Raw genomic sequence first — 19,506 nt, forward strand, 5'->3', positions numbered from 1 at the left:
ACAAACATTAGTGTTCAGGGGCCACCCACAGGGTGGCCCCTGAACCCATTTCTGGGGTCTTTTGAAGCCGCTTCGCCTCCACAGGCTGCCTCAGGACACCGCGATTCCCAGGCCGGGTGGCACCCCTTCCTCATGCTCGGTTCGGGGCGGAAGGCTGGTCCCCGGAGGTGATCTGGATGGTCCAGAAGAACGAAGACGCCACCGGCGTCAACGAGGTGCGGCTGGTCGGTCGCGTCACGCGGGAGGGCGTCGAGCGCGAGCTGCCCAGCGGCAGCACCGTGGTCACGTGGGGCGTGACGATCCGGCGCGATCCGACGTCGAGCATGGGCTCGGCGACGGTGGACGCTCTCGACTGCGCGGCCTGGGGCGCCGGTGTGCGTCGTACGTCGCTGCGTCTCCGGGCCGGCGACACCGTCGAGGTGCACGGGGCGGTACGGCGCAGGTTCTTCCGCGCCGGCGGCGCGGCTGCGTCGCGGGTCGAGATCGAGGTGCGTCAGGTCCGGCGGCTGACCAAGGCCGCGGTGTCCGCCGGCAAGGTCACCTCGGCCGCCCTCTAGGGTCGAGCCATGGCTGAGATCCTGGGCTCCAGCGAGCGGCTGGCCGACGACCACGACCTGGCGATGCTCGATCTCGACGGCGTCGTGTACGTCAGCGGTGCGGTCGTCGAGCATGCTGCGGAGTCGATCCAGGCCTGGCGCGAGGCCGGCCGAGCGCTGGCGTTCATCACGAACAACGCCTCGCGGCCGCCGCAGACCGTGGTCGACCATCTGCAGCGCATCGGCGTGCCCGCGGGCCTCGATGACGTCGTCACCTCGGCCCAGGCGGTCGCCGCACTCCTGCGTGAGGAGCTCGGTGCGGGAGCGCGCGTGGCGGTCCTCGGCGGCGAGGGCCTGCTCGAGGCCATGGAGGCGGAGCGCCTGGCGGTGGTCGGCGTGGCTGATGATGCGGTCGCCGGCGTCACCGGCTACGGCCCCGACGTCGTGTGGAGCGATCTGATGCGCTTCGCGGTGCGGGTGCGCGACGGTCTGCCCTGGTACGCCAGCAACACCGACCTCTCCATCCCCACCGACTACGGCACGGCGCCCGGCCACGGCGTGCTGGTGCGCATGCTGCAGGACTTCACCGGCATCGACCCGACGGTGGCCGGCAAGCCCGAGCCACCGCTGCTCCAGCAGACCATGGCGCGGGTCGGGGGCTCGCGTCCGCTCATGGTGGGCGACCGGCTCGACACCGACATCGCCGGCGGCACGCGGGCCGAGGTCGCCTCGCTGCTGGTCCTCACCGGCGTCACCGATCTGGCGGTGCTGGCCGCCGCCACGGCCGAGGAGCGCCCCACCTACATCGCTCCTGACCTGCGCGGACTGCTCGAGCCGCAGATCCCGGTCGAGAGGGACGGAGCCTCGACGTCGTGTGGTGGATGGGACGCGGTGGTGGAGGACGGCGCCCTCCGGATGTCCGGCTCAGGGCTCGCGAGCTCGTGGTGGCGCGCCGCCGCGGCGGCGTGCTGGGCCTGGGCCGACGAGAGCGGGACGCCGCCGGGCGTCGACGGCGTGCAGGTGCCGGACGCAGACCTCCATCGCGATAGCCTCGGCGCATGAGCCTCGAGCCCGACGTCCGTCAGCAGCAGGCGATGGCCGCCCCGGCCACGGGCGTGCCGACGGTCGACGGCGTCCTCGAGGCCGTCGCCGCCCTGGGGGAGCGTCCGCTGTCGGAGCACGCGGAGGTCTTCTCCGCTGCACACGAGACCCTGCGCCGAGCCCTCGACGACGTCGAGGAGCCCGCCACCGACGTCGAGCCGGCCTGAGGTCTCCATGGCTGGACCTCGTCGACTCCGTCTCGACGCCGAGCTGGTGCGTCGTGGCCTGGCGCGCTCGCGTGAGCATGCCAGCGAGCTGGTCGCCTCCGGTCGCGTCAGCGTCGCCGGCGCCACCGCCACGAAGCCGGCGACCGGCGTCACCACCGACGTCGCCCTCGTGGTGGCCGAGGACGACGGCGATCCCGGCTACGTCTCGCGCGGCGGTCACAAGCTGGCCGGCGCGCTCGAGGCGTTCACGCCACACGGCCTGAGGGTCGAGGGCGCCCGCTGTCTCGACGCCGGCGCCTCCACCGGTGGCTTCACCGACGTCCTGCTGCGCGCCGGCGCAGCCGAGGTCGTGGCCGTGGATGTCGGCTACGGCCAGCTCGCCTGGTCGCTCCAGTCTGACCCGCGCGTCCAGGTGCACGATCGCACCAACATCCGCGACCTGACCCTGGACATCGTCGGCACGCCGGTCGACCTCGTGGTCGGGGACCTCTCCTTCATCTCGCTGCGCCTGGTGCTCGACGCGCTCCTCTCGGTCACCGCGCCCACCGGAGCGCTCGCGCTGATGGTGAAGCCGCAGTTCGAGGTGGGCAAGGAGCGGGTGGGCAAGGGCGGCGTCGTGCGCGACCTCGGTCTGCGCGCCGAGGCGGTCCTCGACGTCGCCCGGGCGGCGGCCGCGCGCGGGTGGCCGGTGTACATGGTCGCCACCAGCCCGCTGCCCGGTCCGTCGGGCAACGTGGAGTTCTTCGTCTGGCTCCGACGCGACACCGTCGGCCTCTCCGAGGCGGTCATCGAGGAGACCGTCGCTCACAGCGGCGTCTCGCCCGTCGCCGCACTGCGCCCGGATGAGAGGGTGGAGTCATGACCGCCGACCACGCTGCCGACGCGTCCGGCCGTCGGGTCCTGGTGCTCGCGCACACCGGCCGGCCCGAGGCTCGGGAGGTGGCGCTCGCCTTCTGTCGGGCGCTCACTGATCACGGGATCATCGTCCGGCTCCTGGCCGCCGAGGCCGCCGACCTCGAGATCGACGCCGCCGATCACTCGCCGGCCATCGAGATCTGTCCCGACAGCGGTGGCCCGCATCCCGACGCCAGCGCCGGATGCGAGCTGGCGATCGTCATCGGCGGCGACGGCACGATCCTGCGCGCCGCGGAGATCACCCATGCCAGCGGCACCCCCGTGCTCGGCGTCAACCTGGGCCACGTCGGCTTCCTCGCCGAGGCCGAGTACGAGGACGTCGCCTCGGTCATCGACGCCGTCGTCGGCAAGCGCTACACCGCCGAGGATCGCATGACCCTCGACGTGCGGGTCTATCGGGGCGGTGAGGTCGTCAACCGCACCTTCGCGGTCAACGAGGCCAGCGTCGAGAAGGCCGCCCGCGAGCGGATGCTCGAGGTGGTCGTCGAGGTCGACGGCCGCCCCCTCTCGCGCTGGGGCTGCGACGGCGTCGTGTGCGCGACGCCGACCGGCTCGACCGCCTACAACTTCAGCGCGGGGGGCCCGGTGGTCTGGCCCGGCGTCGAGGCGCTGCTCATGGTGCCGATCAGCGCTCACGCGCTCTTCGCCCGTCCGCTCGTGGTGGCGCCGACGTCGGTGCTCGCCGTCGAGGTGCTCGCCCAGACCGAGGGCGCAGGCGTCCTGTGGTGCGATGGCCGACGCGCCGTCGATCTTCCGCCCGGAGCACGCATCGAGGTGCGGCGCGGGGGAGCGCCGATGCGCATCGCCCGTCTGCACGAGGCGCCGTTCACCGACCGCCTCGTCGCGAAGTTCGGCCTGCCGGTCGAGGGCTGGCGGGGCTCGGCCGAACGCCGGCGTCGCGCAGCCGCCCCCGCCGTCGCGCCCGCCGCCCCCCAGGAGGACTGATGCTGGAGGAGATCCGGATCTCGTCGCTGGGGGTCATCGACTCCTCGACGCTCGAGCTCGGTCCCGGGCTCACCGTGATCACCGGCGAGACCGGCGCGGGCAAGACGATGATCGTCACCGCGCTCGGCCTGCTGCTCGGCGGCCGTGCCGACAGCGGCTCGGTGCGCACCGGCGCGAAGGCGGCCCGCGTCGAGGGCGTCGTGTCGGTCGACGCCCTGCCCGACGTCGCCGCCGCGGTCGACGAGGCCGGGGGAGACGTCGAGGACGGCACCGTGCTCATCGCGCGCAACGTCTCGGCCGAGGGACGCTCCCGCGCCTACGTCGGCGGGGCGAGCGTGCCGATCGCCACGCTCACCGAGGTCGCCGAGCCGCTGGTGGCGGTGCACGGCCAGTCCGACCAGCACCGGCTGCTGCAGCCCCGGGCGCAGCGGGCCGCCCTCGACCGCTTCGGCGGCGCCGAGGTGGCCGACCTGGCCGAGACCTATCGCGCGCTGTTCGCGCGGCTGCGCGACGTCGAGCAGCGGCTCATGGAGGTCGTCGAGCACCAGCGCGAGCGCGCCCAGGAGGCCGACCTGCTGCGCTTCGGGCTGGCGGAGATCGAGGCCGTCGAGCCGCAGGAGGGCGAGGACGACGCGCTGGCCGCCGAGGAGCTGAGGCTCGGGCACGCCGACACCCTGCGCACCGCCGCCGAGACCGCCCGCGAGGCGCTCTCCAGCGAGGAGTCCGCTCCCGACGCGCTCGGCGCCGTCGCCGCCGCGCGTCGAGCCCTGGAGTCCGTGCGTGAGCACGACCCCGAGGCGGCGGCCCTCGCCGACCGGCTGGCCGAGGTGTCCTACGTGCTGGCCGACCTGGCCGCCGACGTCGCCTCCTACGCCACCGCCATCGACGTCGACCCTGCACGGCTGGCCGGGGTCTCCGAGCGCCGGGCCGCGCTCACCGGGCTGACGCGCAAGTACGGCGAGACGCTCGCCGAGGTGCTCGCCTGGGCGCAGGCCTCCGCCGTCCGCCTGCTCGACCTCGACGGCACCGACGAGCAGATCGCCGCCCTGCGCGGTGAGCGGGCCAGCCTGCGCGAGGAGCTCGGCGCGGCTGCGTCGGCCCTCAGCGCCGCTCGACAGGCCGCGGCGACGCGCCTGGGGGAGCAGGTGAGCGAGGAGCTCACCCAGCTGGCCATGCCGCATGCGCAGATCACCATCGAGGTGCGTCAGCAGGAGGTCGACGCCCCCGCCGAGGACGTGCCGGGCGGACCGCTGCTCGTCGATGGTCGTTGGGTGCGGTTCGCGCCGTCGGGCATCGACGAGGTCGAGATGCTGCTCGCGGCGAACACCGGCTCCGCGCCGCGTCCGCTCCACAAGGGTGCCTCGGGCGGCGAGCTCTCGCGGGTCATGCTCGCGCTCGAGGTCGTGCTCGCAGCCACCAGCCCGGTGCCGACGTTTGTCTTCGACGAGGTCGACGCCGGCGTCGGTGGCGCGGCCGCCGTCGAGATCGGACGACGCCTCGCGATGCTCGCCCGCACCGCGCAGGTGCTGGTGGTCACCCACCTGCCCCAGGTGGCGGCCTACGCCGACCGTCACGTCGTGGTGGAGAAGTCCAGCGACGGCACCATCACCAGCTCCGGCCTGACGGTGCTCGACGACGAGGCCCGCGAGCGCGAGCTCTCACGCATGCTGGCCGGTCTTTCGGACTCCGACACCGCCCGCGCGCACGCCCGAGAGCTGCTCGAGGTGGCGCACGACTCCAAGACGGGATCGCGCGGCGCGTCCTGAGCACCCCTCGCGATGCCATAGGATGGAGTTCCATGAGGATCGCGCCCCAGGCCAAGCACGTGTTCGTCACCGGGGGCGTCGCCTCCTCGCTGGGCAAGGGGCTGACGGCCTCCAGCCTCGGGCGCCTGCTCCGCTCGCGGGGCCTGCGGGTCACGATGCAGAAGCTCGACCCGTACCTCAACGTCGACCCCGGGACGATGAACCCGTTCCAGCACGGCGAGGTGTTCGTCACCAACGACGGCGCCGAGACCGACCTCGACATCGGCCACTACGAGCGCTTCCTCGACACCAACCTCTCGGCGATCGCGAACGTGACCACCGGCCAGGTCTACTCCGACGTGATCGCCAAGGAGCGCCGCGGCGACTACCTCGGTGACACCGTGCAGGTGATCCCCCACATCACCAACGAGATCAAGGACCGCATCCTGGCCATGGGCCAGGGCACCGGCGACGACGAGGTCGACGTCGTCATCACCGAGATCGGCGGCACCGTGGGCGACATCGAGTCGCTGCCCTTCCTCGAGGCCGCCCGCCAGGTGCGCCACGACATCGGCCGCAGCAACGTCTTCTTCCTCCACGTCTCCCTGGTGCCCTACATCGGGCCGTCGGGCGAGCTGAAGACCAAGCCCACCCAGCACTCGGTCGCCGCGCTGCGCCAGGTCGGCATCCAGCCCGACGCCGTGGTGTGCCGCGCCGACCGCGAGCTCCCCGACGGCATCAAGCGCAAGATCTCGCTGATGTGCGACGTCGACGTCGAGGCGGTCGTCACCGCGGCCGACGCCCCGTCGATCTACGACATCCCGAAGGTCCTGCACCGCGAGGGCCTCGACGCCTACGTCGTCCGCCGCCTCGACCTGCCCTTCCGCGACGTCGACTGGACGCTGTGGGACGACCTGCTGCGCCGGGTCCACCACCCCAAGGAGGAGGTCACCGTCGCGCTGGTCGGCAAGTACATCGACCTGCCCGACGCCTACCTCTCGGTGGCCGAGGCGCTGCGCGCCGGCGGCTTCGCCCACGAGGCGAAGGTGCAGCTGCGCTGGATCCCCTCCGACGAGTGCGCCACGCCGGCCGGCGCCGCCCGCGCGCTGGAGGACGTCGACGCGATCTGCGTGCCCGGCGGCTTCGGCATCCGCGGTCTCGAGGGCAAGCTCGGTGCGCTCACCTACGCCCGCACCCACGGCATCCCGACCCTTGGCCTGTGCCTGGGCCTGCAGTGCATGGTCATCGAGTACTCCCGCAGCGTGCTCGGCCTGGAGAAGGCCGGCTCCACGGAGTTCGACGCCGACACCCCCGAGCCGGTCATCGCGACGATGGAGGAGCAGCGGGCGTTCGTCGAGGGCGCGGGCGACCTGGGCGGCACCATGCGCCTGGGCCTCTACCCGGCCGCGCTCAAGGAGGGCAGCCTGGCGCGTCGCGTCTACGGCGCCGACGTGATCGAGGAGCGGCACCGTCACCGCTACGAGGTCAACAACTCCTACCGCGACCGTCTCGAGGAGGCCGGCCTGGTCTTCTCCGGCACCTCGCCCGACGACAGCCTCGTCGAGTTCGTCGAGCTGCCCCGCGACGTGCACCCCTACTACATCGCCACCCAGGCGCACCCCGAGCTGCGCTCGCGTCCGACGCGTCCGCACCCGCTCTTCGCCGGCCTGGTGGGCGCGGCCATCACCCGCCAGCGCGAGCTGCGGATCCCGATCGACGAGACCGGCCTGCACGCGGAGCCGGTGGCCGACTGATGAGCGGCGGGGCCGGCGGGTCGGGTGAGCGCAGCCGTCCGCTGGGCGACCAGCCCGCCTCCTGGCCGGTGGAGTCCAGCACCGACCTGCACCGCGACGGCTGGGTCGTCGCCCTGCGCGCCGACCTCGTGCGGCGCCCCGGTGCCGACGAGGAGGAGCCGTTCCGGCGGCTGGTGCTCGAGCACCCAGGCGCGGTCGTCGTCCTCGCGCTCGACGAGGACGAGCGAGTGCTCGTCCTCGAGCAGTACCGCCACCCGGCCCGCACGCGGATGATCGAGCTGCCCGCAGGTCTGCTCGACGTCGAGGGCGAGGAGCCGGTGGACGTCGCGCGACGCGAGCTGCAGGAGGAGGCCGGCTACGCCGCGGAGGAGTGGACGCACCTGCTCTCGGCGTACTCCTCGCCGGGCATCAGCGAGGAGCTCGTGCACTACTTCGTGGCGCGAGGGCTGCGCGAGGTGGGGCGCGGCGACTTCGAGCTCGTCCACGAGGAGGCCGACCTCACCACCCGCTGGGTGCCGTTCGAGGAGCTCCTCGACGCCGTCGTCGGTGGCCGCACCGCCGACGGCCCGCTCGCGATCGCAGTGCTCGCCCACGCGGTGCGTCGGGGCCGGTCCGTAGGCTGAGGGCGTGGCCCACGGACGCAACGCAGGCAAGGGACGCGGCTCGACCCCGCCGGACAAGATCTGCGAGACCTGTGGTCGTCCGTTCTCCTGGCGCAAGAAGTGGGAGCGCGACTGGGACTCGGTGAAGTACTGCTCGCAGGCCTGTCGCGCCGGGCGCGCCAACCCCGACTTCACGCCGCGCTAGACCGTCGCGCCAGACCTCCACACGGGGTGGGATGAGGCCCGCGTCACGTCGTCGGAGCCGAGCCATACACTCAGGCAAGCCCGCGATCCGGGCGACCCCACACCACGAGGAGCACCTGTGAAGATCGGCGTCCCGAAGGAAGTCAAGAACCACGAGTACCGGGTGGCGATCACCCCCATCGGCGTCCACGAGCTGGTGGCCCACGGGCACGAGGTCACGGTGCAGACCGGTGCGGGCGTCGGCTCCTCGATCGAGGACGCCGAGTACGTCGCCGCCGGCGCGCGGATCATCGACGACGCCGACGAGGTGTGGGGCCAGGCCGACCTGGTGCTCAAGGTCAAGGAGCCGATCGCCGAGGAGTACCACCGGCTGCGCGAGGGCCTGACCCTCTTCACCTACCTGCACCTCGCGGCCGACGAGCCGCTGACGCGTCGACTCATCGAGAGCGGCACCACCGCGATCGCCTACGAGACCGTCCAGCTGCCGAACGGCGGCCTGCCGCTGCTCTACCCGATGTCGGAGGTCGCCGGCTGCCTGGCGCCCCAGGTCGGCGCCTACTCCCTGATGAAGGCCCGCGGCGGCCGCGGCGTCCTCATGGGCGGCGTCGGCGGCGTCGCCAACGCCAAGGTCGTCATCATCGGCGCGGGCGTCTCGGGCCAGAACGCCGCGAACATCGCGCTCGGCATGGGCGCCAACGTCACCCTGCTCGACACCGACCTCGACAAGCTGCGGATGTCGTTCTGGCGCTACGACAACCGCGTGCACGGCCTGGCGTCGTCGAAGCTGGCGCTGGAGCAGCAGGTGCTCGAGGCCGACATGGTCATCGGCGCGGTCCTGATCCCGGGCGCCAAGGCGCCGAAGCTGGTCACCAACGAGCTGGTCGCGGCGATGAAGCCAGGCTCGGTGCTCGTCGACATCGCCGTCGACCAGGGCGGCTGCTTCGAGGACACCCACGCCACCACCCACGCCGACCCGACCTACCAGGTGCACGGCTCGACGTTCTACTGCGTGGCGAACATGCCCGGCGCGGTGCCGAACACCTCCACCTACGCCCTCACCAACGCGACGCTGCCCTACGCGGTGGCGCTGGCCAACAAGGGCTGGAAGCAGGCGCTGCGCGACGACGCCAGCCTCGCCCTGGGCCTCAACACCCACGCCGGCCACCTCACCAACGCCCCTGTGGGCGAGGCCGTCGGCATCACCGCGACTCCGCTGGAGGAGGCGCTTGCCTGACGCAGGCACCGCGACGTCGCCCCGGGTCGAGGCCGGGGGCGACGTCGACCGCGCCGTACGCACCTACCTCGACCACCTCGCGGTCGAGCGGGGGCTCGCGGCCAACACCCTCACCAGCTACCGACGCGACCTGCGGCGCTACCGCGAGCACCTCGCGGCGGTCGGCGTCGAGCGCCTCGCGGAGGTCACCGAGGACGTGGTCGCTGGGTTCCTGGTGCGCCTGCGCGAGGGCGACGCCTACCATCCGGCGCTGAGCGCGTCGTCGGCCGCCCGCACGGTCGTGGCGGTGCGCGGCTTCCACAAGTTCGCCGTCGCCGACGGCCTGGCGACGCAGGACCCGGCCGCCGCCGTGCGTCCGCCGACTCCGGGCCGTCGTCTGCCCAAGGCGCTGCCGCTCGACGACGTCGAGGCGATCCTCGACGCCGCCGGTGCGGCGGGCACCGGGCTGGCGCTGCGCGACCGGGCGCTGCTGGAGGTGCTCTACGGCACCGGCGCCCGGATCTCGGAGGCCATCGGGCTCGACGTCGACGATCTCGACCGCGAGATCGAGGCCGGCCAGGCCCAGGGCACGGTGCTGCTGCGCGGCAAGGGCGGCAAGCAGCGGCTGGTGCCGGTGGGCTCCTTCGCGCTGGAGGCCGTCGAGGCCTACCTGGTGCGCGGACGTCCCGCCCTGGTGACGGCGACCTCCGGTCCCGCGCTGTTCCTCAACGCCCGCGGCGGCCGGCTCTCGCGGCAGTCCGCGTGGACGGTGCTGGTGCGCGCCGCCGAGCGAGCGGGCATCACCCGCGACGTCTCTCCGCACACCCTGCGGCACTCCTTCGCCACCCACCTGCTCGAGGGCGGCGCCGACGTGCGCGTCGTCCAGGAGCTGCTGGGTCATGCCTCGGTGACGACCACGCAGATCTACACGCTGGTGACCGTCGACTCGCTGCGCGAGGTCTTCGCGGCCGCCCACCCCCGGGCCCGCGGCTGATGGCCGCCTCGTCCTGGCCGCCCCGCGTGGGCGCCTCGCCCGACGACGTCTACGCGGCCGTCGAGGAGTTCGCCTCCGGCCGCGGCCTGAGCCTCTACCCGCACCAGGAGGAGGCGCTCATCGAGCTGGTCGGCGGCAGCAACGTCGTGCTCGCCACCCCCACCGGCTCGGGCAAGTCCCTGGTGGCGATCGGCGCCCACGCCGCTGCGCTCGCCACCGACCGCGTGTCGTTCTACACCGCGCCCATCAAGGCGCTGGTGAGCGAGAAGTTCTTCGACCTGTGCGCCGTGCTCGGCGCGGAGAACGTCGGCATGCTCACCGGCGACGCGTCGGTCAACGCCGACGCCCCCGTCATCTGCTGCACCGCGGAGATCCTCGCCAACCTGGCGTTGCGCGAGGGTCGCTCGGCGGACGTCGGCCTGGTGATCATGGACGAGTTCCACTACTACGCCGAGCCGGACCGCGGCTGGGCGTGGCAGGTGCCGCTGCTGGAGCTGCCCGACGTCCAGTTCCTGCTGATGTCGGCCACGCTCGGCGACATGCGCGACCTCGCCGACGACCTCAGTCGGCGCACGGGCCGCTCGACGGCGATCATCGCCGACGCCGAGCGTCCGGTGCCGCTGGACTTCCAATGGTCGCTCGATCCCCTCGCCGAGCGGCTCGAGGAGATCGTCACCACCGGCCAGGCGCCGGTCTACGTCGTCCACTTCACCCAGGCCGCGGCCGTCGAGCACGCCACGGGCCTGCTGCAGGCCGGGTGGCTCTCCGGGGCGCTGGACGCCGCCGCCAAGGAGCGCATCGAGGAGCGGCTGCGCGACGTCCGCTTCGCCGCCGGCTTCGGCCGCACGCTGGTGAAGCTGCTCAAGAAGGGCATCGGCGTGCACCACGCCGGCATGCTGCCCCGCTACCGGCGACTCGTCGAGCAGCTCGCGCAGGACGGCGTGCTGCTCGTCATCTGCGGCACCGACACCCTCGGCGTGGGCATCAACGTGCCGATCCGCACGGTGCTGTTCACCGGTCTGGTGAAGTTCGACGGGCACCGGCAGCGGGTGCTGCGGGTGCGCGAGTTCCGCCAGATCGCCGGCCGCGCCGGGCGGGCGGGCTTCGACACCGTCGGCTACGTCGTGGTGCAGGCCCCCGAGCACGTCATCGAGAACGAGCGCGCCAAGGCCAAGGCCGAGGCGAAGAACGCCGCCAACCCCAAGAAGCGCAGCAAGGCCCAGCTGCGCAAGGCGCCCGAGGGCACGGTGGTGTGGAACGAGCAGACCTTCACCCGGCTCGTCGAGGGCGAGCCCGAGCGGCTGGTCTCGCGGATGCGCATCGACAACGCGATGCTGCTCAGCGTCCTGGGCCGCGAGGAGGACGCGTTCCCGGTGCTGCGGCGCCTCCTCATGGACAACCACGAGGAGCGACGCCAGCAGCTGCGCCTCGCCCGGCGCGCCCTGCGGCTGACGCGCTCCCTGACCCGCTCGGGGGTGCTGACGCGCCTCGAGGAGCCCGACGAGCACGGTCGGCGCTACGTCGTCCAGGTGGACCTGCCCGACGACTTCGCGCTCAACCAGCCGCTGGCCCACTTCGCGCTGGCCGCGCTCGAGCTGCTCGAGCCCGACCCGGCCGGGGGAGAGGACGCCGCGCTGCTCGACGTCGTCTCCACGATCGAGGCGGTCGTGGAGTCGCCGCGCCAGATCCTCATGGCCCAGCAGTGGGCGGCCCGCGGCGAGGCGATCGCGGAGATGAAGGCCGACGGCCTGGAGTACGACGAGCGCATGGAGCTGCTCGAGGAGATCACCTGGCCACGACCGCTGGCCGAGCGCCTCGAGGCCGCCTACGAGCTCTACCGCGCGGGCCATCCGTGGCTGCCCGAGGACGCCGCGGCCGCCGGCCTGGAGCCGAAGTCGATCGTCCGCGAGATGTACGAGCAGGGCATGGGCTTCACCGATCTCGTCTCCCGCTACCAGCTGGCGCGCTCCGAGGGCCTCGTGCTGCGCTACCTCACCGACGCCTACAAGGCGCTGCGCCAGACGGTGCCCGAGCGGTTCCGCGACGACGCCTTCGAGACGCTCCTGGAGTGGTTGGGGGAGACCGTGCGTCAGACCGACTCCTCGCTGCTCGACGAGTGGGAGGCGCTCAGCGACCCCGACCACGCGCCGCGCGACGTCACCGAGCACGTCCCGCCCGCGGCGCCCCGGCCGCTCTCCCGCCAGGAGCGGGCCTTCGGCGTCATGGTGCGCAACGCGATGTTCCGCCGCGTCGAGCTCATCGCCCGCGACGCCGTGGACGCCCTGGCCGCGCTGGACGCCGCCGCGGCCGAGCGGCTCGAGGAGCGTCCGGTCATGGACGCCGCCGCCTGGGACGCCGCGCTCGAGGGCTACTACGCCGACCACGACCGCGTCGACCTCGGGCCCGACGCCCGCGGGCCCCGGCTGCTCACCACCGCCGACCGGGTCGAGGACGGCCGTCGGCTGCTCGACGTCCGCCAGACGGTCCTCGACCCCGAGGGCCATCTGGACTGGGTCGTCGACGCCGTCGCCGACCTCGACGCCACCGACCGCGAGGGTGAGCTGGTCCTCCAGGCCGTCGCGCTGCGTAGGCTGGACCGATGAGCGACGTCGAGGTCCGCCACGAGCCCGCGCAGCACCGCTACGCCGCCTATCTCGACGGCGCCCTGGCCGGGTTCGCCGCCTACCTGCTGCGCGAGGACCCCGCGCGGATCGTGTTCACCCACACCGAGGTCGACCCGAGCTTCGAGGGGCGCGGCGTCGGCTCGGCCATCGCGCGCGGCGCCCTCGACGACGTCCGTGCGGCCGGCGAGCGGAGCGTCGTCCCGCAGTGCCCCTTCATCCGGGCCTGGATCGAGAAGCACCCCGACTACGCCGACCTGGTGGCGGACTGACGCCGACTGACGCCGGCCGACGCTCCGCGCCACTCCACAGATCGCTCCACAGGCGAGCGCTCAGCTGTGGGCGACCGCGGCAGGTCGTCCACAACGCCTCCACAGATCGGCCTCCGGGCCTGGGGAGGCCGGAGGACCCGTTGTGGCCGCGTCCCGGGACTCCTAGGCTCGCGCGACACGCAGGACAAGTCGTCGAGTCGACAAATCCCGACCCCGGGGCGAGGAGCGCGCAATGGCCGATGGTGGAATGGTCCCCGGACCGGGCGGCGCCGAGGCGTACGACCAGCCCCCGACGGTCCGCATCCCGCCCGCCCCACGCCCCATCGGAGATGAACCCGTGAACGAGCCCCTGCCGTTCGAGCGTCCCACCAGCGGGTCGGCCGCCGACGAGCTGGGACCCACCGGCCGCCCGCTGCCGTCCTTCCCCGAGCCGACCCCGCTGGCCACCCACGGCGGCGCCCGCGTCGTCGCGCTGTGCAACCAGAAGGGCGGCGTCGGCAAGACCACCACGACGATCAACCTCGGCGCGGCGCTCGCGGAGTACGGCCGCAAGGTGCTGCTCGTCGACTTCGACCCGCAGGGCTCGCTCTCGGTGGGCCTCGGGCTCAACCCCCACGAGACCGAGCTGACGGTCTACAACCTCCTCATGGAGCGCGACGTCACGCTCGAGGAGGTCGTCGTGCCCTCCGGCGTCGAGGGCATGGACCTGCTGCCGTCCAACATCGACCTCTCGGCCGCCGAGGTGCAGCTGGTGCACGAGGTCGCCCGCGAGCAGACCCTGCAGCGCGTCCTGCAGCCGGCGCTGGCGCACTACGACGTCATCCTCATCGACTGCCAGCCCTCGCTGGGCCTGCTCACCGTCAACGCGCTCACCGCGGCCGACGGCGTCATCGTGCCGCTGGAGTGCGAGTACTTCGCGCTGCGCGGCGTCGCCCTGCTCAAGACCACGATCGACAAGGTGCGCGAGCGGCTCAACCCGCGCCTGCACATCGACGGCGTCCTCGGCACCATGTACGACGGCCGCACGCTGCACAGCCGCGAGGTCATGGAGCGGCTGGTGCAGGCCTGGGGCGAGACGGTGTTCCACACCGTGATCCGCCGCACCGTGAAGTTCTCCGACTCCACCGTCGCCGGCGAGCCGATCACCAGCTACGCCTCCTCCTCCACCGGCGCCGACTCCTACCGCGCGCTCGCCCGGGAGGTGCTGGCCCGATGGCCGCACGACGCGTGAGCCTGCCCGCGGCCGACGACCTCTTCCGTCCGACCGCGCCCGAGGAGAAGCCCCAGGAGCGCGCCGAGGAGCGGGGCTCGCGCGTGCGGGCCGTGCCCGACGCCGAGCCCTCCCCGACGCCGGACTCCGGCGCCGCGGTCGCGCCGGCGAAGGGTCGACGAGGCGCCGCGCCCAGCGGCCGGGTGCGCCACGACGAGAAGATGACGGTCTACATCACCTCCGAGGAGCTGCTGGCCATCGAGCACGCCCGCCTCACCCTGCGCGGCGTGCACGGCCTGGCCGTCGACCGCGGGCGCCTGGTGCGCGAGGCGGTGGCGCTGGTGCTCGCCGAGCTGGAGTCCGAGGGCGAGGACGCCGCCCTGGTGCGACGGCTGCGCGGGGAATGACCGCGCTCGACGCCGAGGCGGAGGTCGACGCCGAGGTCGGCGCCGCCGGGTCCGGGAGCGCGGGGGAGACCGGCGGCTTCGCCGTCCACCTCGACAACTTCGAGGGCCCCTTCGACCTGCTGCTGGGCCTGATCTCCAAGCATCGCCTCGACATCACCGAGGTCGCGCTCTCGCAGGTCACCGACGAGTTCATCGCCCACGTCAAGGCCGGTGGTCCGGTATGGGACCTCGAGCAGACGACGTCGTTCCTGCTGGTCGCGGCCACCCTGCTCGACCTCAAGGCCGCCCGCCTGCTGCCCTCGGCCGACGTCGAGGACGAGGAGGACCTCGCCCTGCTCGAGGCACGCGACCTGCTCTTCGCCCGGCTGCTGCAGTACCGCGCGTTCAAGCAGGTGGCCTCCGTCCTCGAGCAGCGGCTCGCCGGCGAGGCGCGGCGCCACCCGCGAGCCGTGGGCCTGGAGGAGCGCTACGCCGGGCTGCTGCCCGAGGTGCTCATCGGCATCGGGCTCGAGCAGTTCGCGCGGCTCGCCGCCAAGGCGATGGCGCCCAAGCCGGAGCTCGAGCTGACCCTCCACCACATCCACGCCCCCGCCGTCAGCGTGCGCGAGCAGGCGGCGATCGTCGTCGAGCGGCTGCGTCGCGGCGGCACCCTGACCTTCCGCGCCCTGTGCGGCGACTCACCGGACACCCTCACGACCGTGGCCCGGTTCCTCTCGCTGCTCGAGCTCTACCGCGAGGGCGTCGTCGGCTTCGACCAGGTCTCGCCGCTGGGCGAGCTCAGCGTCCGCTGGACCGGTGATGACGACGTCGACGTCGAGACGCTGGTGGCCGCCTCCGACGAGTTCGACGGCGCCCCGCCCGCCGATGCCGCGTCCGATGCCGCCCCCACGCCGCCTGCCGACACCGAGGAGTCGACCCCCGATGACTGACCAGCCGCTCGCCGCGCCCGCGGGCTCGAGCGAGCCCGACGAGATGCTGCCGCTGGTGGCGCTGCGCCCCGCGCTCGAGGCCGTCCTCATGGTCGCCGACCAGCCGCTCGACGCCGTCACGCTGGCCACCGCCGTCGGCCACCCGGTGGAGGACGTCGTCGGCACCCTGCAGACCCTCGCCGAGGAGTACGCCGAGCAGGAGCGCGGCTTCGACCTGCGCAACGTCGCCGGCGGGTGGCGCTACTACACGCGCGAGGAGTACGCCGTCGTCGTCGAGCGGTTCGTGCTCGACGGCCAGCAGGCGCGGCTCACCCAGGCCGCGCTGGAGACCCTCGCGGTCGTCGCCTACAAGCAGCCGGTCTCGCGGGCGCGGGTCTCGGCGATCCGCGGCGTCAACGTCGACGGCGTCATGCGCACGCTCCTGACGCGCGGGCTCGTCGAGGAGGCCGGCCAGGACGTCGAGACCGGCGCCAACCTCTACCGCACCACCTCCTACTTCCTCGAGCGCATCGGCGTCACCGGGCTCGACGAGCTGCCCGAGCTGGCGCCGTACCTCCCCGACATGGACGACGTCGTCGAGGAGCTGGCCGAGCAGCTGGCGGGCTCCACCACCGGGGACGCACCCGCGGGCGCCGCCCCGACCGACACCACCCCCGAGGAGCAGGCGTGAGCGCCATCAGCCCCGAGCCCGACGCCGACGGCCTGGTGCGGCTGCAGAAGCTGCTCGCGATGTCGGGCGTCGCCTCGCGACGTCGCTGCGAGGAGCTGATGCTCGAGGGTCTGGTGGAGGTCGACGGTGAGGTGATCACGCGGCTCGGCACGAAGGTCGACCCCACCACGGCGGTGATCCGCGTCGACGGCAAGCGGCTGCCCCCGGTGAGCCCGCACGTCTACCTCGTGCTCAACAAGCCGCGCGGCGTCGTCTCCACGATGTCCGACCCCGAGGGCCGGCGCACGCTCGGCGACCTGGTCGCCGACCGGCCCGAGCGGCTCTTCCACGTCGGGCGCCTCGACACCGACACCTCCGGACTCATCCTGCTCACCAACGACGGCGACTTCGCCCACCAGGTGGCGCACCCCTCCTTCGAGGTCGAGAAGACCTACGTGGCCGAGGTGGAGGGCGAGGTGTTCCCCCGCGTGCTCAAGCAGCTGCGCGAGGGCGTCACCCTCGAGGACGGCCCGGTGGAGGTGCGGCGCATCAAGCTGCTGGCCAGCCCCCGGCGTCAGGGCGACCCCGACCGCAGCATCGTCGAGCTGGTGATCCACGAGGGCCGCAACCGCATCGTGCGCCGCCTGCTCGACCACGTCGGCCACCCCGTGCTGCGGCTGACCCGCACCGCCATCGGCCCCCTGCGGCTGGGGCAGCTGGCCTCCGGCGAGCTGCGCGACCTCACCCGCGACGAGCTGGGCTCGCTCCTGGACCTCGCGCGGCTCTGACGTGGTCGCCCCGCTCACCGGCCTGCTCGCCGGCGTCGTCCTCGGCTGGGTGCTCGCCGCGGGCGACCTCTGCGCGCACGCGACGGCGCGTGGGCTGCTGCGCGGCGACGCCGACCGGGCGCGCACGTGGCTCCTGGGCGTCCTCAGCGCCTCGGTGGGGCTGTCTGTGCTGCTCCTCACGCCGCTGGGCGACGGGCTCAACGAGGGCCTCGCGCTCCGGCCGGTGGGCAACATCGTGGGCGGCCTGATGGTCGGCGTCGGCCTGGTGGTGGCGCGCTCGTGCATCGGCGGCCTCCTCTTCAAGCTCGGCGGCGGCATGCTCGGCGCGAGCGTCGGCCTCCTCGGCTGGGCGATCGGCGAGCTGGCCGCCCGGCAGATCGACGTCCCGGGACCGACGGTGCTCGGCGGCGGCGAGGGCGCCACGCTGCCCGGCGTGCTGCACCTGCCCCGGCTGCTCGTCGCACTCCTGCTGCTCGCCCTCGTCCTGGGCCTGTGGCGCAGTCGCAGCCAGGGTGGCTCGGGCGCGGGCTGGTGGCGGCGCGGCTGGACCCTGGGGGCGGCCCTGACCGTGGCCTGGGTCCTCGCCGGGATCGGCGGCGCCTCCTTCGGGCCGAGCTCGGTCGGAGCGGTGGCGAGCGTGGCCGACGGAAGCCCGAACCGCTGGCTGATCGGCTTCCTGCTCGGCCTCGTGGTCGGCGGGCTCGGCGCCGCGCGCTCCCGGGGGACGCTGCACGTGCGTGGCGAGACCCCGCCGCGGTACGCCGGGCTGCTCGCCGGCGGGGTGCTGCTCGGCGCCGGCGGCTGGATCGCCGGGGGCTGCACCCTGGGCCACGGGCTCTCCGGGCTCGCCCAGCTCAACCTCTCCTCGGCCCTCGTGGTGGCGGCGATGGTGCTCGGCGTGGCGTCGACCGCCGCGGCGGCCGGGTCGGTGGCCGAGCGTCGGGTCGGCCGCGGAGGACCGTCCCTCGGCCCGCGCGCCGACGGCCTCGACCCGGCTCGCTAGCCTGATCCCGCCCGCCGATCGACGACGGGCTGCGACGTGGAGGAGGAAGCCGTGGCGGTGCGTGCGGTGCGGGGTGCCACCCAGCTCGAGGCCGACACCCGCGAGCAGATGCTCGACCGGGTCTCGGAGATGGTCACCGACGTCATGACCTCCAACGGCCTGGACGTCGACGACTTCATCTCCGTGATCTTCACCGCGACCTCCGACCTCGTGGCCGAGTTCCCCGCCTATGCCGCTCGTCAGCTGGGCTTCGGCGAGGTGCCGCTGCTGTGCGCCCGCGAGCTCGAGATCGCCGGCTCCATGCCGCGCGTGGTGCGGATGCTCGCGCACGTCGAGACCGACCTGCCGCGCGCCGACGTCACCCACGTCTACCTGCACGGCGCCGCCGCCCTGCGCAGCGACCTCACGCGGGTGCGCACCGTGCCCGACGCCGATGCCTGAGGCCGGCACGGAGGTCGTCGGCCCCGTCGAGATCGTCGGGGCCGGTCTGCTGGGCACCTCCGTGGGCCTGGCGCTGCGCCGCCGCGGCATCGAGGTGCTGCTCAGCGACGTCTCCTCGGAGAACGTCCGCACCGCCTCCGGTCTCGGGGCCGGGCGGGCCCGACGGCCCGACGACCGTCCGGCGATGGTCGTCGTCGCGGTGCCGCCGGTGCACCTCGGCGAGGAGATCGCCCGGGCGCTGGCGGGCGGTGAGGCCGTCGTCACCGACGTCGGCTCGGTGAAGTCCGGTCCGCTGGCCGCGCTGCTCGGCCGTGACGACCTCGCCGACGCGCTGCCCCGCTACGTCGGCTCGCACCCGATGGCCGGCAGCGAGCGCTCCGGCCCGCTGGCCGCCACCGCCGCGCTGTTCGACGGACGTCCCTGGGCCGTCACGCCCCACGAGCGCTCGGACGCGTCGGCGGTCGAGGTCGTCACCGCGCTCGCCCGGGCCTGCGGGGCCGTGCCGGTGACCCTGACGCCGCAGGAGCACGACCTCGCCGTCGCACGGATCTCCCACGTCCCGCACCTCATGGCCTCGCTGGTCGCCGGCCGGCTCGCCGACGCCCCACCCGATCACCTGGCGCTCTCGGGCCAGGGCGTACGCGACGTCACGCGGGTGGCCGGGGGAGACCCGCGCCTGTACGGCCAGATCGTCTCGGCCAACGCCGAGGCCGTCGTCGATCTCCTGACGCAGGTGCGCTCCCGCCTCGACGACGTCATCGCCGCCGTCGCGGCCTCCGACCGCAGCGACCTCGAGGCCCTGCTCTCCGAGGGCGTGGCCGGCACCCGCGCCATCCCCGGCAAGCACGGCGGCCCGGCCCGACCGACCCGCAGCGTGTTCGTCTCGGTGCCCGACACCCCCGGCGAGCTCGCGCGGCTCTTCGCCGACGCCGGTGCCGCGGAGGTCAACATCGAGGACGTCCGCGTGCGGCGTCACCCCGGCGGTCACTTCGCGCCGTACGTGCCGCCGG

At 73.6% G+C, this 19,506-nt stretch carries 21 protein-coding genes; all 21 read left to right on the forward strand.

Features of this window, described 5'->3' with window-relative positions:
• Positions 1-176 precede the first annotated feature (176 nt).
• Entirely contained in the window at positions 177-557 is a 381-nt protein-coding gene (locus ACZDWJ_RS18795; RefSeq protein ID WP_463523547.1) for a single-stranded DNA-binding protein, read from the forward strand.
• A 9-nt stretch (positions 558-566) separates the two neighbouring features.
• Positions 567-1,598 (forward strand): HAD-IIA family hydrolase, encoded by a 1,032-nt coding sequence (locus tag ACZDWJ_RS18800; RefSeq protein ID WP_463523549.1) that lies wholly within the window; start codon positions 567-569, stop codon positions 1,596-1,598.
• The gene (locus ACZDWJ_RS18805; protein WP_463523551.1) at positions 1,595-1,804 is read left to right on the forward strand and encodes a hypothetical protein; all 210 of its coding nucleotides are present in this window, start codon (positions 1,595-1,597) and stop codon (positions 1,802-1,804) included. Before ACZDWJ_RS18800 ends, ACZDWJ_RS18805 begins: the two co-directional genes overlap by 4 nt.
• Positions 1,805-1,811: 7 nt before the next feature.
• Entirely contained in the window at positions 1,812-2,666 is an 855-nt protein-coding gene (locus ACZDWJ_RS18810; RefSeq protein ID WP_463523553.1) for a TlyA family RNA methyltransferase, read from the forward strand.
• Complete coding sequence (locus ACZDWJ_RS18815) at positions 2,663-3,664, forward strand: NAD kinase (protein WP_463523555.1); 1,002 nt, start codon at positions 2,663-2,665, stop codon at positions 3,662-3,664. The genes ACZDWJ_RS18810 and ACZDWJ_RS18815 overlap by 4 nt, the downstream gene beginning before the upstream one ends.
• Entirely contained in the window at positions 3,664-5,430 is a 1,767-nt protein-coding gene (recN, locus tag ACZDWJ_RS18820; RefSeq protein WP_463523557.1) for a DNA repair protein RecN, read from the forward strand. Before ACZDWJ_RS18815 ends, recN begins: the two co-directional genes overlap by 1 nt.
• Before the next feature lie 32 nt (positions 5,431-5,462).
• On the forward strand, positions 5,463-7,163 hold the full coding sequence (locus ACZDWJ_RS18825) for a CTP synthase (protein WP_463523559.1): 1,701 nt from the start codon (positions 5,463-5,465) through the stop codon (positions 7,161-7,163).
• A complete protein-coding gene (locus ACZDWJ_RS18830; protein ID WP_463523561.1) occupies positions 7,163-7,786 on the forward strand; it encodes an NUDIX domain-containing protein in 624 nt (207 codons plus the stop codon). Before ACZDWJ_RS18825 ends, ACZDWJ_RS18830 begins: the two co-directional genes overlap by 1 nt.
• Positions 7,787-7,790: 4 nt before the next feature.
• Positions 7,791-7,970, forward strand: coding sequence for a DUF2256 domain-containing protein (locus ACZDWJ_RS18835; RefSeq protein ID WP_463523563.1), 180 nt, complete (start codon positions 7,791-7,793; stop codon positions 7,968-7,970).
• Between the two features lie 117 nt (positions 7,971-8,087).
• Entirely contained in the window at positions 8,088-9,203 is a 1,116-nt protein-coding gene (gene ald, locus ACZDWJ_RS18840) for an alanine dehydrogenase (protein ID WP_463523565.1), read from the forward strand.
• Positions 9,196-10,176 (forward strand): site-specific tyrosine recombinase XerD, encoded by a 981-nt coding sequence (gene xerD / locus ACZDWJ_RS18845; protein WP_463523567.1) that lies wholly within the window; start codon positions 9,196-9,198, stop codon positions 10,174-10,176. The genes ald and xerD overlap by 8 nt, the downstream gene beginning before the upstream one ends.
• Entirely contained in the window at positions 10,176-12,779 is a 2,604-nt protein-coding gene (locus tag ACZDWJ_RS18850; RefSeq protein WP_463523569.1) for a DEAD/DEAH box helicase, read from the forward strand. The genes xerD and ACZDWJ_RS18850 overlap by 1 nt, the downstream gene beginning before the upstream one ends.
• Positions 12,776-13,069 (forward strand): GNAT family N-acetyltransferase, encoded by a 294-nt coding sequence (locus ACZDWJ_RS18855; RefSeq protein WP_463523571.1) that lies wholly within the window; start codon positions 12,776-12,778, stop codon positions 13,067-13,069. Before ACZDWJ_RS18850 ends, ACZDWJ_RS18855 begins: the two co-directional genes overlap by 4 nt.
• 337 nt (positions 13,070-13,406) lie before the next feature.
• Positions 13,407-14,300, forward strand: a complete 894-nt coding sequence (locus tag ACZDWJ_RS18860; protein WP_463523573.1) for a ParA family protein — start codon at positions 13,407-13,409, stop codon at positions 14,298-14,300.
• Positions 14,282-14,686 carry a hypothetical protein gene (locus ACZDWJ_RS18865; RefSeq protein ID WP_463523575.1) on the forward strand — a complete coding sequence of 135 codons (405 nt, stop codon included), beginning with the start codon at positions 14,282-14,284 and terminating at the stop codon, positions 14,684-14,686. Before ACZDWJ_RS18860 ends, ACZDWJ_RS18865 begins: the two co-directional genes overlap by 19 nt.
• A complete protein-coding gene (locus ACZDWJ_RS18870; protein WP_463523577.1) occupies positions 14,683-15,615 on the forward strand; it encodes a segregation and condensation protein A in 933 nt (310 codons plus the stop codon). The genes ACZDWJ_RS18865 and ACZDWJ_RS18870 overlap by 4 nt, the downstream gene beginning before the upstream one ends.
• Complete coding sequence (gene scpB, locus ACZDWJ_RS18875; RefSeq protein ID WP_463523579.1) at positions 15,608-16,285, forward strand: SMC-Scp complex subunit ScpB; 678 nt, start codon at positions 15,608-15,610, stop codon at positions 16,283-16,285. Before ACZDWJ_RS18870 ends, scpB begins: the two co-directional genes overlap by 8 nt.
• 59 nt (positions 16,286-16,344) lie before the next feature.
• Entirely contained in the window at positions 16,345-17,052 is a 708-nt protein-coding gene (locus ACZDWJ_RS18880) for a pseudouridine synthase (protein WP_463523587.1), read from the forward strand.
• A gap of 1 nt (position 17,053) precedes the next feature.
• Complete coding sequence (locus ACZDWJ_RS18885) at positions 17,054-18,055, forward strand: YeeE/YedE thiosulfate transporter family protein (protein ID WP_463523581.1); 1,002 nt, start codon at positions 17,054-17,056, stop codon at positions 18,053-18,055.
• 51 nt (positions 18,056-18,106) lie between these two features.
• Positions 18,107-18,496: a chorismate mutase gene (aroH, locus tag ACZDWJ_RS18890; protein WP_463523583.1), complete on the forward strand. Its 390-nt coding sequence runs from the start codon at positions 18,107-18,109 to the stop codon at positions 18,494-18,496.
• Positions 18,489-19,506 (forward strand): prephenate dehydrogenase (locus ACZDWJ_RS18895; RefSeq protein ID WP_463523585.1); only part of this gene is annotated, 1,018 nt, incomplete at its 3' end. The genes aroH and ACZDWJ_RS18895, both read left to right, overlap by 8 nt.

It is taken from the genome of Nocardioides sp. B129/18, from assembly GCF_055282735.1.

Bases quoted from the DNA above. Each gene is read 5' to 3' on its own strand.
- ACZDWJ_RS18870 (WP_463523577.1), top strand. From the start codon at position 14,683: ATGACCGCGCTCGACGCCGAGGCGGAGGTCGACGCCGAGGTCGGCGCC.
- ACZDWJ_RS18865 (WP_463523575.1), top strand. From the start codon at position 14,282: ATGGCCGCACGACGCGTGAGCCTGCCCGCGGCCGACGACCTCTTCCGT.
- ACZDWJ_RS18855 (WP_463523571.1), top strand. From the start codon at position 12,776: ATGAGCGACGTCGAGGTCCGCCACGAGCCCGCGCAGCACCGCTACGCC.
- ACZDWJ_RS18880 (WP_463523587.1), top strand. From the start codon at position 16,345: ATGTCGGGCGTCGCCTCGCGACGTCGCTGCGAGGAGCTGATGCTCGAG.
- ACZDWJ_RS18830 (WP_463523561.1), top strand. From the start codon at position 7,163: ATGAGCGGCGGGGCCGGCGGGTCGGGTGAGCGCAGCCGTCCGCTGGGC.
- ACZDWJ_RS18800 (WP_463523549.1), top strand. From the start codon at position 567: ATGGCTGAGATCCTGGGCTCCAGCGAGCGGCTGGCCGACGACCACGAC.
- ACZDWJ_RS18795 (WP_463523547.1), top strand. From the start codon at position 177: ATGGTCCAGAAGAACGAAGACGCCACCGGCGTCAACGAGGTGCGGCTG.
- ACZDWJ_RS18805 (WP_463523551.1), top strand. From the start codon at position 1,595: ATGAGCCTCGAGCCCGACGTCCGTCAGCAGCAGGCGATGGCCGCCCCG.
- ACZDWJ_RS18810 (WP_463523553.1), top strand. From the start codon at position 1,812: ATGGCTGGACCTCGTCGACTCCGTCTCGACGCCGAGCTGGTGCGTCGT.
- ACZDWJ_RS18815 (WP_463523555.1), top strand. From the start codon at position 2,663: ATGACCGCCGACCACGCTGCCGACGCGTCCGGCCGTCGGGTCCTGGTG.
- ACZDWJ_RS18850 (WP_463523569.1), top strand. From the start codon at position 10,176: ATGGCCGCCTCGTCCTGGCCGCCCCGCGTGGGCGCCTCGCCCGACGAC.
- scpB (WP_463523579.1), top strand. From the start codon at position 15,608: ATGACTGACCAGCCGCTCGCCGCGCCCGCGGGCTCGAGCGAGCCCGAC.
- ACZDWJ_RS18825 (WP_463523559.1), top strand. From the start codon at position 5,463: ATGAGGATCGCGCCCCAGGCCAAGCACGTGTTCGTCACCGGGGGCGTC.
- recN (WP_463523557.1), top strand. From the start codon at position 3,664: ATGCTGGAGGAGATCCGGATCTCGTCGCTGGGGGTCATCGACTCCTCG.